Raw genomic sequence first — 13,607 nt, 5'->3', positions numbered from 1 at the left:
ACACAAATGATAATAAGAATTTTTTGTATATAACCTGCTGTTCTATGTTCGCCCCAGTCACAGCATCCGGGGAGTATGACGACAGATTCACCTATAGTCCATGCCGGGCAAATCTCCTGTAACCCGCAGTGTCCGCTCCTTATTCATAACATTTGATTTCTATCATCAGAAATATTGCTGAAGATAGACAGGTAGATTCTGATTCAATCGGTTATGCTGTTTTCTGACAGGCAAACCTCACCCTTCCGGGCCATTGGCCGGAGTGGTTATCCCAAAGTTAAGGAGACACTATGTCACAAGGTTTTAATGAACTGTCGGCTAAACGCAGAACTATTTATGCGTTGGGCCCTGATTTGCCGCTGACCGATGACGAGGTCATCTCACTGATTCAGACAGCGATTAAAAACGCCCCTTCCGCGTTTAACTCACAAAGCTCCCGGGCTTTGATTTTGCTCGGTGATCAGCATAAAACGTTCTGGTCCCTGACCAAAGAGCAGTTAAGAAAACATGTCCCGGCGGAAGCTTTTGAAGCCACAGATAAAAAAATTAACAGCTTCGCAGCCGCTGCCGGCTCGGTGCTATTTTTTGAAGACCAGGATGTGGTAACCGGATTGCAGCAGAAATTTGCAGCCTATGCCGATAACTTCCCGATCTGGTCAGAACACAGTACTGGTATTGCACAATACGCCGTATGGCTGGCACTGGCTGAACAAGGGATTGGGGCAAACCTGCAGCACTATAATCCGCTGGTCGATGAAGACGTACGTAACACCTGGAATGTTCCTGCTTCCTGGAAACTGCGTGCTCAACTGAACTTCGGTTCTGTCCAGGCACCTGCCGGCGAAAAAACCTATATCGCTGACAGTGAACGTTTTATCATCGCCCGCTAAGTTACACTGATTTGCAGGCCGGTATCATCACCGGCCTGTAATTTTAGTCGTCTAAAACGTCCAGAGCCTGCTGTAAATCGGCAATCAGATCGGCCGGATGTTCAATCCCTATAGATACCCTCACCGTAGTTTCGAGTATCGCAAAGGCTTCCCGGGTTTCGCGGGCAACACCTGAATGAGTGGTGGTTGCCGGATGGCTGACCAGAGATTCAGTGCCCCCCAGACTGACCGCCTGGCGGAATATCTTCAGCTGGTTCAGAAAACGAAAGGCGTCTGCCTGCGACTGGCCGACATCAAAAGAAAAAGTCGATCCTGCGCCAGTGCATTGCTCCCGGTACAACCTGCCAGCAGGTGTTGCAGGATCATTAAACGGCAAATAATGTACCGCAGTAATTTTAGGGTGTTGGTGTAAAAATTCCGCCACCTGCTGTGCATTATTATTCGCCTTCTCCATCCGCAACGACAGAGTCTCCAGAGAACGACCCAGCATCCAGCAGGAATGTGGGTCAAGCTGGGTACCGATGGCACTACGCATCTGCCTTACCCTGGCCATCAGTTCCCGGTTACCCATCGCGGCACCGGCGACCAGGTCCGAATGCCCGCCAACATATTTTGTCAGAGAATAAACGCTGATATCAGCTCCCAGCGCCAGTGGGCGCTGAAACACCGGCCCCAGCAGGGTATTGTCGCAAATAACCGGGGGACGAAAACCTTGTATCTGATGCAGGTCATCGGCGAGTCTGGCCAGTAACCGGATATCCGCCAGGGAGTTGGTCGGATTCGCCGGTGTTTCGGCGAAAATAGCGGTAATTCTGCCGGTACCGGCCGCCTGTTTAGCGGTCGCCAGCATTGACGAATAATCCAGCGCATCACTCAGTGGCTGACTGCTGATACCCAGGCGGGCCAGCGTTTTGTTAAACAACGTTTCGGTCCCTCCGTATAACGGCTGGGTTTTCAGTACGACATCACCGGGCTGGCAAAGTGTCAACAAAACCGAGCTGATCGCCGACATCCCGGAAGAAAACAGCGCGCAGCGCTCAGCCCCTTCATACAGCGCCAGACGATCTTCGACGATTTCACTGTTTGGATGGTTAAATCTGGAGTAAACCAGCCCTTCCCGGGTCCCTTCAGGCGCTGACTGCCGCCCGCTGGCGACATTAAAGAATGCCTGCCCCTCTTCCGCTGTCCTGAAGATAAACGTTGAGGTCAGAAACACCGGAGGTTTTACAGCCCCTTCGGAGAGTAGTGGGTCATAGCCGTAACTGGTCATTAATGTTTCAGGGTGCAACAGATGTTCTCCCTGACGGGTTTTCAGACTTTTACCATCACTCATTCACCGTTCCTTTTGTTCACTGCCCCGTAAGATGACGGGGATTCGGATATCATTCCCGGGCAGGTCTCTGACCTGTTCCAGGGAGTATTCACAGACCGCCTTATAGTTCAGCCCGGGCACATTCTCCGCACTGAAGTCAGCACTCTAAAATCATAGTACCCGGAACAACTGTTGATGACCCCGTCGGAACCCATAGATAAACAGTCCGATCACCAGCCACACCGCAGCAATACCCAGAGCAAAAGCGTGCATACTGAACAACACCGGTAACAGCATTAACAGACCGGCCACTGGTAACACCCCGTACAGCAGGGTATTGCGTAGCCCACGTTTTTTTTGTTTTACCAGCATCCAGCCGGTGACCGACAGGTGCAGAAAAACAAATCCGCAAATCGCCCCGACATCGACAAATGAAACCAGATGTGACAATCCCTCCGGAACCAGAGCCGCAATGACCGCCAGCAAGCTATTCACTCCCGCGGCCAGCAGAATACTGATCACCGGAAGCCCGTTAGACTCACTCACCCTGCTTAACGCTGGCGGCAAGATCCGGTCCCGGGAGAGACTAAACAGCAACCTTCCTGCTGCTGCCTGACCAATCATGGCCGAGAAGGCGGCACCGAACGCCTTGACGATGGCCAGTAAATCACCCAGCCAGTCAGCAACCGACTGGCTTACTATGCTGTAGTAAGCTTTGCCCTGCATATCCGGATGCTCAGTCAACCAGTGGCTGCTCCACGGGCTGAGCAATGAGGCCAGCCATGTCTGAGCGATAAACAGAGCGCCGGCAAGGAACAGGCAAATCAACGTCGCACGTCCAGTTTGCCTGCGATCGCCATGATTCTCTTCACTAAACGAAGAGATGGCATCAAAGCCCAGGAATGACAGTAATGCCACGGAGACTGATGACAACAGCAGATCGATATGAACTCCCTGAGCACCAGTTATTGGCTGCATCAGTGGAACAGAACTCCCTTTATGCCACACTACCCACGCGCCGCCCGCAAGAATCATCAACAGCACGGCGACTTCAGCACTGACAACCAGCAGGGAAACTTTTCGCGCGCGTTGCAGGCCTATCACATTGAGTCCGGTAGTGACTGCCACCGCCAGCAAAGTCCAGAACCAGACTGGCAATACAGGAAACAGTGCATTCAGTGAAATTCCGCTGAACAAATAGGCGACTGCCGGTATAAACAGGTAGTCGAGCAAAATGACCCAGCCTGCGATAAATCCGGCGGCCGGCGATAAGCCCCGGGATGCATAGGCGTAGACCGCGCCGGCATTGGGAATTTCTGAAGACATGACCGAATAGGACCATGCGGTAAATGCCATCACCAGAGTGGCGATCAGATATACCAGCGGCGTTACCCCCTGGCTGCTGACTTCCAGCGTGCCGTATAACCCTACCGGTGCTGCCGGACCAATAAACAGTAGCCCCATCACCGCCATATCCCGCAGGCGAAGGGTGCGTTTTAGCTGATTCATTCTTTCTCTCTGTGTCGGTGTGCAGCCATCAGCGGCTGGAATGTTTATTTCGTTAGCTGACAGATAATGACACAGTAATAACTAAAACTTTACCGGCTTTCGCCGGTTACAACGGAAATAATGTGATAACTAAGGTTGAGAATCAGAAAAAACAGAACGGGATGTGCTGTGCCAAAAACCGGGCGATAACCAGGTCCATAGGACATGTTTTTTTGTTGGCACAAAAAAAGGGGCTGGCCACTGGCCAACCCCTTGTTCTCTATTAACTTTCAGATGTCGCGTTAGCGATACCTTAGTTAAGACGCTCTCTGATACGAGCAGCCTTACCAGTACGCTCACGCAGGTAGTACAGTTTGGCCTGACGTACAGCACCACGACGTTTAACAGCAATGCTGTCAACTACAGGTGAGTGAGTCTGGAATACACGCTCAACACCTTCGCCGTTAGAAATTTTACGAACAGTGAATGCAGAGTGCAGACCGCGGTTACGGATTGCGATAACCACGCCCTCAAATGCCTGCAGACGTTTTTTAGAACCTTCAACGACCCATACTTTCACTTCCACGGTATCACCCGGACGGAATGAAGGTACATCCTGTTTCATCTGTTCTTGTTCAAGTTGCTTGATAATGTTGCTCATAATTAAATCTCTTATCCTGGGTAAACTGATATATAGGGAAGACTATTCTTCCGCATCATCATGTTGCTGCTGCTGATTTTCATCACGAAACTCACGCAGCAATTTAGCTTGCTCTTCAGTCAGAGCCAGGTTTTCCAGAAGTTCAGGTCTTCTAAGCCAGGTGCGGCCCAACGACTGCTTCAGACGCCAGCGGCGAATTTCGGCATGGTTACCCGACAGTAAAACCGGCGGTACTTCCACACCCTCTAACACTTCAGGCCGGGTATAATGCGGACAATCCAGCAATCCATCAGAAAACGAATCTTCATCAGCCGATGCTTGTTTCCCGAGGACTCCCGGGATAAACCGGGCCACCGAGTCAATCATCGTCATTGCTGGCAGTTCCCCGCCACTGAGCACATAATCACCGATTGACCATTCTTCATCAATTTCGGCGTCGATTACCCGCTCATCAATACCTTCGTAGCGTCCGCACACCAGAATTAACTTCCGGTCTGCCGCTAATTCGCAAACACCCTGTTGGTCCAGTTTGCGTCCCTGAGGTGACAGGTAAATTACCTTAGCGCCCTCACCTGCCGCTGCCTTGGCTGCGTGGATTGCATCCCGTAAAGGCTGCACCATCATCAGCATCCCCGGTCCACCCCCGTAGGGACGATCGTCGACAGTACGATGCCTGTCGTGTGTGAAGTCTCTTGGACTCCAGCACTGAATGCTGAGCAGACCATTTTTCACAGCCCGGCCAGTTACCCCGTAATCGGTAATCGCACGAAACATCTCTGGAAACAGGCTAATCACACCAATCCACATCGCGTTCGCCGTTGGGTTACCGTTAAGTCCGGAGATCAAAAACCAGGATCCCAGTCTACTTCAATTGTGCCAGTAGCGAGATCGACTTTTCTGATAACCTGTTCATAAAGAAAGGGTATTAGCCGTTCTTTCGCGCCAAATGCATCTTTCAGGTTGGCCTTCACCACCAGAACATCGTTCGAGCCGGTTTCCATCATATCAATGACTTTTCCCATCCCGTAACCATCGACGTTAACTACCTGACAACCTATCAGGTCCTTCCAGTAGTAATCGCCTTCTTCCAGTGTCGGCAGTTGCGTCGAATCAACCAGTATTTCGCAATTGGTTAACTGTGCCGCTGCATCACGATCATCAATGCCTTTGACTTTGATAATCATGTCCTGATTATGATTTTTCCAGCCCTCCAGTTCAATCTGCTGCCATTGACCGGCACGCTGAATAAACCAGGGTTGGTAATCAAAGATACGCTCAGCATCTTCAGTGGATGAAAACACCTTGAGCCAACCGCGAATACCGTAGGCCGCTCCCATTTTTCCTAATACCAGCGAATTCATCGGAGGTTGTGCGGTAGTTTTTCTGGTTATGCTCATGTTCGCCACCGTGACAGATTAAGCTGCTTTTTTTGCTTCTTTAACCAGCGCGTGAACGCGGTCAGAAACGGTGGCACCTAAGCCAACCCAATGTTCAATGCGGTCCAGATCCAGACGCAGTGCTTCAGCCTGACCAGAAGCCACCGGGTTGAAGAAGCCAACGCGCTCAATGAAACGACCATTACGCGCATTACGGCTGTCAGTAACGACAACCTGATAGAACGGACGCTTTTTAGCGCCGTGACGTGCCAAACGAATTGTTACCATAACATCCTCTTTAGTTAATAAAACACCCGGACCCCATCGAGGGCGGGGGCCGGGTGCAATATAAAAAGCCCGAAAATTTTACTCGTTTGGGCGTAAAAAGCAACCTGTTAAGTAAATTAGCTTCCGGGCTTTTAGTTTTCCGGCTTAACGGCCGGGAAATCCTGGCGGCATCATGCCTTTCATGCCACGCATCATCTTGGCCATGCCGCCCTTCTTCATTTTCTTCATCATCCGCTGCATATCATCAAACTGCTTCAGCAGACGGTTGACATCCTGAACCTGCAAACCACAGCCCATCGCGATACGGCGCTTACGTGACCCCTTAATAATTTCCGGTTTTTCACGCTCTTTACGGGTCATGGAATTGATAATAGCTTCCATCCGGACCAGCACTTTATCGTCCATCTGTGATTTCACGTTGTCGGGTAACTGACCCATTCCCGGCAATTTACCCATCAGGCTGGCCATTCCGCCCATATTGCGCATTTGCTTAAGCTGTGCCAGAAAATCGTTCAGATCAAAGCCATCACCGGTTTTCAGCTTTTTCGCCAGCTTTTCAGCCTGGTCACGGTCAACTTTGCTTTCGATATCTTCAATCAGCGATAACATATCCCCCATGCCGAGGATACGCGAAGCTATACGGTCCGGATAAAAGGCTTCCAGGGCATCGGTTTTTTCACCCATCCCCATAAACTTGATAGGTTTACCGGTGATATGACGAATAGACAGTGCTGCACCACCCCGGGCATCACCATCCACTTTCGTCAGGATAACCCCGGTCAGTGGCAAGGCTTCGTTAAATGCTTTCGCCGTATTGGCCGCATCCTGACCGGTCATGGCATCCACCACGAATAACGTTTCTACCGGGTTAATCGCCGCATGGACCAGCTTGATCTCGTCCATCATCGCTTCATCCACATGCAGACGACCTGCGGTATCGACCAGCAGCACATCATAGAATTTCAGGCGTGCTTCGCTTAGCGCATGTTTAACGATATCAACGGGTTTTTGGGTGACGTCCGACGGGCAGAAATCAATTCCTACCTGGTCTGCCAGGGTCTCCAGCTGTTTGATCGCCGCCGGGCGATACACGTCAGCAGAGACAACCAGCACCTTTTTCTTCTGCTTTTCTTTAAGAAACTTGCCTAACTTTCCGACACTGGTGGTTTTACCGGCCCCTTGCAGACCGGCCATCAGTACCACTGCCGGGGGTTGGGCTGCAAGATTCAGAGTATTATTCTCAGCACCCATTGCCGCGATCAACTGGTCGCGAACAATTTTGATAAATTCCTGGCCCGGAGTCAGACTTTTATTAACGTCCTGACCCACCGCACTCTCTTTAACCCGTGCGATAAAATCACGGACCACGGGTAGCGCGACGTCCGCTTCCAGTAACGCCATGCGTACTTCACGCAGAGTGTCTTTAATATTGTCTTCTGTCAGCCTTCCGCGGCCGCTGATATTGCGCAGTGTTTGCGACAAACGATCGGTTAAATTATCAAACATTACCTTTCACTCTGAAAATTTTGCGAAGCCGCCCGGGCGACATTTTTCGGGGAGTATAACATGAAGCGCAGCCGATCTCTGCAATTGACCGTGAGATCGTTTGGCGCGAGTCGTTGCTGACGCTATACTGCCTGTCTGAACTCTCAATGATGACTAACACGATACCCTTATATGTCAGTTTTTGCGATTGTGGCGCTATTTGCCTATTCACTGAGTCTTGCCCTGATCATCCCCAGTCTGTTAACCCGGGGAAATGGCTGGCGGCGTATGGCTATGCTTTCAGCGATTGTTGCGTTGATTACCCACGGTGTCGCGATTGAGCAACGGATTTTTATTCTGAACTCAGAACAGAATTTTAGTTTGCTAAATACTGGCTCGTTGGTCAGCCTGATGATTTGTGCGGTAATGACGATTGTTGCTTCCCGTAACCGGGGATGGCTGCTGTTGCCTTTTGTGTACGGATTTGCACTGATTAACCTGGCATTTGCCACCTTCGTGCCCAATGCTTTCCTGACTCACCTGGAAACCACCCCAGGGATTATGATTCATATTGGCCTCGCATTATTCTCCTACGCCACCCTGATCATCGCTGCATTGTATGCATTACAGCTGGCCTGGATTGATTATCAGCTCAAAAATAAGAGACTGGCGTTCAGTCATGATATGCCGCCACTCATGGTGATAGAGCGCAAGATGTTCCACATCACTCAGGTTGGTGTCGTACTGCTGACACTGGTGCTATGCAGCGGGCTGTTTTATATGCGTGACCTGTTCTCTGCGGAGAATGTCGATAAAGCAGTACTTTCCCTTCTCGCATGGTTTGTGTATATCGTGCTGCTGTGGGGACATTATCATGAAGGCTGGCGTGGACGCCGTGTTGTCTGGTTCAACTGCAGTGGAGCAGTCCTCCTGACCATGGCCTATTTTGGCAGCCGTATTTTACAACACCTGCTAACCCATTAATCTATATAAATAAAGGAAGTTCGCGTTGGAACATGTTTCAACCACATCGCTCATCATTACCCTGGTCGTTATGGTACTGATCTCTGCCTGGTTTGCGGGTTCAGAAACCGGGATAATGACACTAAACCGTTATAAACTTCGCCATAACGCTAAAAACGGTAACCGCGCCGCCAAACGGGTGGAGAAACTGCTATCCAGACCTGACCGGCTGTTAAGTCTGGTGCTGATTGGCAATAACCTGGTCAATATTTTAGCCTCTTCCGTCGCGACTATTGTCGGTATTCGTTTATACGGTAACGCAGGTGTCGCTATCGCGACAGGGATCCTGACATTTGTGGTGTTGGTATTTGCAGAAGTTCTGCCTAAAACCATCGCAGCGCTCTACCCGGAAAAAGTGGCCTATCCGAGCAGTTTTTTACTGGCTCCGCTGCAGGTCATTATGATGCCGGTGGTCTGGCTGCTAAATTCCATTACCCGGCTGCTGATGCGGATGGTGGGAATTAAGACTAATGGTTCTGCCAGTTCAGCACTCAGTAAGGAAGAATTACGGACTATTGTCTATGAGTCACGGACTTTGATGTCACGCCGTAATCAGGACATGTTGCTGTCGATACTCGATCTGGAAAAAGTCACTGTCGATCACATTATGGTGCCACGCAATGAAATCGTCGGGATTAATGTCAATGATGACTGGAAATCGGTCATCCGCCAGCTGACACACTCACCGCATGGCCGTATCGTACTGTTTCGCGATACCCTGGATGATGCGGTAGGTATGCTCAGGGTTCGTGAAGCCTGGCGGATGATGACTGAGAAGAAAGAGTTCACTAAGGAAAACCTGTTACGCGCAGCAGATGAAATTTATTTCATACCCCAAGGGACGGCACTGAACACCCAACTGGTGAAATTTCAGCGTAATAAAAAGAAAGCAGGTCTGGTAGTTGATGAATATGGTGATATTAAGGGGCTGGTGACCATCGAAGATATCCTGGAAGAAATCGTCGGGGATTTCACTACCTCCATGTCGCCTACTCTTGCGGAAGAAGTCTTACCGCAGAATGACGGTTCGGTATTGGTTGATGGCAGCGCTAACGTCAGAGAAATTAATAAAGTCTTTAACTGGGACCTGCCGGAAGATGGTGGCAGAACCATTAACGGTATGATCCTCGAGGTTCTCGAAGAGATCCCCGAAGTTAACCGTAAGGTACAGATTGGTCACTATGCCATCGAGATCCTCGACGTGCAGGACAATATGGTGAAGCAAACCCGGATTACTCCGCACACCACGCTACAGCATTCGCTGGGGTAAGCTGCCAGCAAGAAACTACTTCCCGGGCAGGATTTTTCGCTGATAATAAGAAAGGCGTCATGCAATGCATGACGCCTTTCTTTTGCCTGAGCCGGTAAACCGGCGGGCGGACTGCAAAACTAGATATGCAGTTCTTTCAGGGTTTCTGGCGGCAACGCCAGCTCTTCGTTGTGGTTCACACGGACATCATTCTCGATAATGTGACGAGCGATATCCTGTGCTTCTTCCAGTGAGTGCATCTGGTAAGTCCCACACTGGAACTCGTTCAGTTCAGGAATTTTACGCTGGTCAGTCACTTTCAGCACATCCTGCATCGCCGCTTTCCAGGAGTCAGCCACTTTCTGCTCTGCCGGAGTACCAATCAGGCTCATATAGAAGCCGGTACGGCAGCCCATCGGTGAAATGTCAATAATTTCGACGCCCGGGCCATTCAGGTGATTACGCATAAATCCGGCGAACAAATGTTCCAGGGTATGGATACCGCGCTCAGGCATAACTTCTTTGTTCGGAATACAGAAACGTAAATCGAACACGGTGATGGTATCGCCATGCGGCGTATTCATAGTCTTGGCAACACGGACAGCCGGCGCGGCCATGCGTGTATGATCAACGGTAAAGCTATCCAACAATGGCATATGGTCACCTCTTTTAAAAAATTTTTTTCGATCAATGAAACTTTTTCGTCAGCCCCGCGTCTGAATATATGAAAGACGCGCATTTGTTATCATCATCCCTGACAACAGAGATGTTACTTTGGCCACAGTGATGTGGCCTTTTCTTTTTTCAGCCTTCCCTGCCTGCCAGATATTCTTCAAAACTCAGTGTATCCGCGGCTTCGATTTTGGCCTGCGCAGCAAAAGATTCCTGCGCCTGGCGACGAAATTCTTCTTCGGTCAAGACTTCCAGCGGTTCCTGCAGTAGCATCTGGCGATATTTGTCTGCCAGTTGGGTTCCCGCGGTTGCCAGTCCCTGCTCTTGCATTTCCTGCAAAATCTTAGCCGAATAAGTTTTCTCCGGATCATCTAATGACTCTGACAACCTGCGACACACCTGCTGGTAGGCATCATCCCCGTTAGGCGCATCCAGAACCTGAGCAATACGTTGCAAACCTGCAAACATCTGCTGGCCAGCATCTTTCAGTGAATAAATTTGCTCTCCACAACCGGCGCTCAGTTTCAATCCAGGTTTGCGTCCTTCCATGACGACCCGATTCCAGTTACCCCGGGTACATTGCAATTCCTCAGAACTCATTTCCGGTGCTTCTGCCAGTGCACACCAGATCAGGAACATATCCAGAAAACGGATCTGTTCTTCGTTTATCCCCACCGGGGTAAACGGATTGACATCCAGTGAGCGAACTTCGATATATTCAATTCCACCACGGCTCAGTGCCGCCGAAGGAGCTTCTCCGGCACGAATCACCCTCTTCGGCCGAATTGGCGCATACAATTCATTTTCAATCTGCAACACATTGGTGTTTAGCTGAATACGTTTGCCTTCGCGGTCTGTCACACCAAGTTTAGCATACTCTTCCGAAGGGGTTTTGATGGCTTTTTTCAGGGCGGCAACATAGCCTTCGAGAGAGTTAAAGGTGATCCCTAAGGCACTCTGTGACTTATTGGTATAGCCCAGATCGCTGAGACGTAAGGACGTTGCGTACGGCAACCACCATGTCCCTTTACCGTTACTTTCTAATGGCAGACTACCTTTGCCCTGAGGCAGAAAACTTTCACAAATCGCCGGTGAAGCGCCAAACAGGTAAGGAATAATCCATCCAAAACGATAATAGTTACGAATCAGCTGCAGGTAGCCGGCAGAAACTTCATCTTTTGCCTCAGCAACAGCATCAATGCCCAACCTGGCCTGCCAGAACGACTCGGGTAATGAGAAATTGTAGTGTAACCCCGAAATAACCTGCATCAGCGAGCCATAGCGATGCTTCAGCCCTTCACGGTAAACCGTTTTCATCCGGCCAATGTTCGAGCTGCCATACTGGGCCAGAGTGATATCCTGCGGGTCATTAATGATGCATGGCATACTGAAAGGCCACAACCGCTCATCACCCAGTGAACGGGTAACGTAACGGTGAATATCACGCAGAAACGCCAGCAAATGCTTAATATCACGATCTACCGGAGTGACAAACTCCAGTAAAGACTCCGCAAAATCGGTAATAATCCAGTTATGGGTCAGTGCAGAGCCCAACGTTTCAGGATGCCCCTGTAACGACAGTTGTCCGTCTGGCTGAACTCGTAATGTTTCCCGTTCAATGCCACGACCAATGCCTTGTACTACTTCAGGGTGCTTTTCCAGCCAGCTTAGTGCTTCAGATACGTCAGGTATCACTGTCACCTCCCACGGTGATAATTATGTCTTATAGTTCTGTACGATTGCAGTGTAACAATGAACCAAAACGGACGATAAACCAAATAATTGCCATCCCCGCTATGGCGGCAGCAACGGTTGCCACAGATCCAGGTGGTTACAGGTGTCGGACATCCACAACATCCATCCCTGCAGCTTTTGCGGCACGAACGCCGAAGTCCGCATCTTCAAAAACTACGCAGCGGTTAGCCTCTACTCCCATAAGCCTGGCACATTCCAGAAAAGTCTGGGGGTCGGGTTTATGCTGGCTGACATCATCCGCAGCCACCACGACGCTAAACAGATGACGAACCCCAAGGTGAGTCAGCAGACGTTCCGCCATGCTATGACTGCTGCCGGTACCGACGGCCATGGGCAGCTTGCCGTGATACCTTTTAGCCACCTCAATCAATGGTAATAACGTCGACGTTGCCAGTAAAAATTTGTCCAGTTGCTGCTCTTTTTCACCAGCCAGTTGCTGGGGGTCCAGACTGGCATGATTAGCTATAACAATCTGTTCGGCGATTTTCCAGCCCGGAGAGCCATTAAGAGCAACCATTTGTTCGAAAGAGAATGTCAGGCCGTGCTTTTCCAGCACTTGCTTCCATGCCTGGCGGTGTGCCGGCTCGCTGTTTACCAGCGTGCCATCCATATCAAAAATAAGCCCGTCATAATGATCGTACATAGTAACTCCAGACTAAACCGATAAGTCGTTACTTTATATTAATGCAGGTGAATTGTCGCCGTCCGAAGTAAACCGTAAATGCTAACAACAATAAACAGCTAACGGACTGATGTTCAATGCAAAAAATCAGCTAAGCCGGATGATCAGAATTCGGGTACACAGGGGGAGGATTGCCAGATAAAATAAACAATTTACGGGGTGTTTCGGGAGCGGAGATTAACTCCGGACAGAAAAGCGCAAAGAAGTGAGACTATGAGGCAGGTGATGGTGCATCCGGGAGGATTCGAACCTCCGACCGCCCGGTTCGTAGCCGGGTACTCTATCCAGCTGAGCTACGGATGCAGTACAAATATCAGAGCAGTAATACCAACCACCGGATAATACAACTTCCAGTCGCTGGCAATTCAAACTTTTCCCGCGCCTGGTTACCGTGATTGTTAACGATATAGCTTTCAGGAAATGGTGCATCCGGGAGGATTCGAACCTCCGACCGCCCGGTTCGTAGCCGGGTACTCTATCCAGCTGAGCTACGGATGCATCGAAAAACAATTGATGGATTTGTACAACCTGGAAAACTACACGAGAATGGTGCATCCGGGAGGATTCGAACCTCCGACCGCTCGGTTCGTAGCCGAGTACTCTATCCAGCTGAGCTACGGATGCATTTCTGAATTCTTGTATAATGCAGAGTGCTGACATCACATCTTAGTAACGGATTAACAAGCGTGATTTGCCGTTTACGTATGGTGCATCCGGGAGGATTCG

Annotated in this window: 13 protein-coding genes and 3 tRNA genes; 3 read left to right on the top strand and 13 right to left on the bottom strand. The window is 50.1% G+C overall.

The features are described from left to right. Positions 1–290 precede the first annotated feature (290 nt). Positions 291–890, top strand: coding sequence for a nitroreductase family protein (locus B3Z23_RS13300; RefSeq protein ID WP_294910860.1), 600 nt, complete (start codon positions 291–293; stop codon positions 888–890). A gap of 43 nt (positions 891–933) precedes the next feature. Here B3Z23_RS13300 and B3Z23_RS13295 read toward each other — a convergent pair whose 3' ends face one another. From B3Z23_RS13295 to ffh, 7 genes are all read right to left on the bottom strand, one after another. Further along, entirely contained in the window at positions 934–2,223 is a 1,290-nt protein-coding gene (locus tag B3Z23_RS13295; protein WP_294910857.1) for a cystathionine gamma-synthase family protein, read from the bottom strand. A 150-nt stretch (positions 2,224–2,373) separates the two neighbouring features. Beyond that, on the bottom strand, positions 2,374–3,711 hold the full coding sequence (locus tag B3Z23_RS13290; RefSeq protein ID WP_294910855.1) for an APC family permease: 1,338 nt from the start codon (positions 3,709–3,711) through the stop codon (positions 2,374–2,376). Between the two features lie 292 nt (positions 3,712–4,003). Then, the gene (rplS, locus tag B3Z23_RS13285) at positions 4,004–4,351 is read right to left on the bottom strand and encodes a 50S ribosomal protein L19 (RefSeq protein ID WP_038018503.1); all 348 of its coding nucleotides are present in this window, start codon (positions 4,349–4,351) and stop codon (positions 4,004–4,006) included. A 42-nt stretch (positions 4,352–4,393) separates the two neighbouring features. After that, on the bottom strand, positions 4,394–5,158 hold the full coding sequence (trmD, locus tag B3Z23_RS13280) for a tRNA (guanosine(37)-N1)-methyltransferase TrmD (protein WP_294911150.1): 765 nt from the start codon (positions 5,156–5,158) through the stop codon (positions 4,394–4,396). 35 nt (positions 5,159–5,193) lie between these two features. Beyond that, complete coding sequence (rimM, locus tag B3Z23_RS13275; RefSeq protein ID WP_414716491.1) at positions 5,194–5,748, bottom strand: ribosome maturation factor RimM; 555 nt, start codon at positions 5,746–5,748, stop codon at positions 5,194–5,196. Between the two features lie 18 nt (positions 5,749–5,766). After that, complete coding sequence (gene rpsP / locus B3Z23_RS13270; protein ID WP_212715242.1) at positions 5,767–6,015, bottom strand: 30S ribosomal protein S16; 249 nt, start codon at positions 6,013–6,015, stop codon at positions 5,767–5,769. 144 nt (positions 6,016–6,159) lie between these two features. Further along, complete coding sequence (gene ffh / locus B3Z23_RS13265; protein WP_294910848.1) at positions 6,160–7,521, bottom strand: signal recognition particle protein; 1,362 nt, start codon at positions 7,519–7,521, stop codon at positions 6,160–6,162. A 171-nt stretch (positions 7,522–7,692) separates the two neighbouring features. Between ffh and B3Z23_RS13260 the strand changes: the two genes are divergently transcribed. Together B3Z23_RS13260 and B3Z23_RS13255 are read left to right on the top strand one after the other, a co-directional pair. Then, positions 7,693–8,484 carry a cytochrome C assembly family protein gene (locus B3Z23_RS13260; RefSeq protein ID WP_294910846.1) on the top strand — a complete coding sequence of 264 codons (792 nt, stop codon included), beginning with the start codon at positions 7,693–7,695 and terminating at the stop codon, positions 8,482–8,484. 25 nt (positions 8,485–8,509) lie between these two features. Then, positions 8,510–9,793: an HlyC/CorC family transporter gene (locus tag B3Z23_RS13255; protein WP_294910844.1), complete on the top strand. Its 1,284-nt coding sequence runs from the start codon at positions 8,510–8,512 to the stop codon at positions 9,791–9,793. A gap of 119 nt (positions 9,794–9,912) precedes the next feature. Here the strand turns inward: B3Z23_RS13255 and luxS are convergent, their stop codons facing one another. The 6 genes from luxS to B3Z23_RS13225 all read right to left on the bottom strand — a co-directional run bounded on the left by luxS (position 9,913) and on the right by B3Z23_RS13225 (position 13,505). After that, positions 9,913–10,428: an S-ribosylhomocysteine lyase gene (luxS, locus tag B3Z23_RS13250; protein WP_294910842.1), complete on the bottom strand. Its 516-nt coding sequence runs from the start codon at positions 10,426–10,428 to the stop codon at positions 9,913–9,915. 148 nt (positions 10,429–10,576) lie between these two features. Then, complete coding sequence (gene gshA, locus B3Z23_RS13245; protein ID WP_294910840.1) at positions 10,577–12,139, bottom strand: glutamate--cysteine ligase; 1,563 nt, start codon at positions 12,137–12,139, stop codon at positions 10,577–10,579. Between the two features lie 136 nt (positions 12,140–12,275). Beyond that, entirely contained in the window at positions 12,276–12,842 is a 567-nt protein-coding gene (yqaB, locus tag B3Z23_RS13240; protein WP_294910838.1) for a fructose-1-phosphate/6-phosphogluconate phosphatase, read from the bottom strand. 265 nt (positions 12,843–13,107) lie between these two features. Further along, positions 13,108–13,184, bottom strand: a tRNA-Arg gene (locus B3Z23_RS13235). Positions 13,185–13,302: 118 nt separating this feature from the next. Further along, positions 13,303–13,379 (bottom strand) — tRNA-Arg (locus B3Z23_RS13230). Positions 13,380–13,428: 49 nt separating this feature from the next. Continuing rightward, positions 13,429–13,505: transfer RNA gene (locus tag B3Z23_RS13225), tRNA-Arg, on the bottom strand. Positions 13,506–13,607: the final 102 nt, after the last annotated feature.

It is taken from the genome of Tatumella sp. UBA2305 (assembly GCF_002345795.1).
Classification (GTDB): Bacteria; Pseudomonadota; Gammaproteobacteria; order Enterobacterales; family Enterobacteriaceae; genus Tatumella; species Tatumella morbirosei.
The sequence above is the reverse complement of the archived record's forward strand: the minus strand, read 5'-3'. Positions and strand labels throughout refer to the sequence as shown.